Annotated in this window: 1 protein-coding gene and 1 pseudogene; both read right to left on the bottom strand. The window is 68.9% G+C overall.

Annotation, left to right across the window (positions count from 1 at the left end):
• Nucleotides 1-238 (bottom strand): GNAT family N-acetyltransferase (locus tag TN53_RS41130; RefSeq protein WP_046263999.1); only part of this gene is annotated, 238 nt, incomplete at its 3' end.
• A gap of 348 nt (nt 239-586) precedes the next feature.
• Nucleotides 587-884 (bottom strand): annotated as a pseudogene (locus TN53_RS49695) (winged helix-turn-helix domain-containing protein); the annotation flags it as partial.

Consider the following 884-nt stretch of genomic DNA (forward strand, 5'->3'; position numbering starts at 1 on the left):
CGAAGGCCCCATCAGAAGCGCGCTCGATGGCCACCCGCGCCCCGGTGCCTTCGTCCGCCATCGTCCGGCACATCGCGATGAACCGCTCGGCGCGGGCCCGGTCGGTCCACGGCGGAGAGTCCCAGTAGCGCATCACGTAGGCGCTGCTGTGCAGCGCGAACAGTGGGTCCGCGTCGGCCTCGGCGAAGGGCCGCAGTCGCAGGCAAGCCGTGTGCAATATGGGGATGGCCAAAGTCATGCGCACCATCCTGTGTCCTCATGGGGCCGGCAGAACACCGAATATCCGATCACGGTCCGGCCTCACGACCAAGGCGCCGCCTACCAGCAGATCGCGCAGGCCTTCAACCAGCCCCCGACCAGACCACTGCCAATAGCCTGGGCCCGTCCAATAGGCGAGTCGGTACGTGGCGCGATTCAGGTAGGCCGCCTGTGCCGCCTCTCCCATGTGCCCCGTAGGCGCCGCTGTAGGTCTGGGAGCCGTGGCCGGAGGGAGGGGTGGCGTCGGCCGGCTCGATGGAGCTCCCTTCGTGCCACTCGTTGGACGAGGTGACCGACAGCCACGTCGGCAACCCGCCGATCGCCCGGTCGCCTCGTCCTGGACGACGCTCCAGGCACCGAGCGCCGCCGCGGTGCTTCTACCCACGGCCACACGTTCTTCGTCCACCACTCGATCGCCGTGTCGTCGCGTTCGATGGCCCGGCGGGCGGGCTGCTGCCACGACCGGCTGTGCCGCCTCAGCAGCCGCCGCGTGCCTTGGAGCGTGTACGAGACGTGGAACACTCGATCGATCACCGTCTTCTCGCGGGCCAGTGTCCACCGCTGACCGCCCCGCCATGCGCCAGCGGTCCACGATGCAATTCGCGTTCAACCCTGGCCACTTGAGC

Origin of the sequence: Streptomyces sp. WM6386, assembly GCF_000972385.1 — a bacterium.
Classification (GTDB): Bacteria; Actinomycetota; Actinomycetes; order Streptomycetales; family Streptomycetaceae; genus Streptomyces.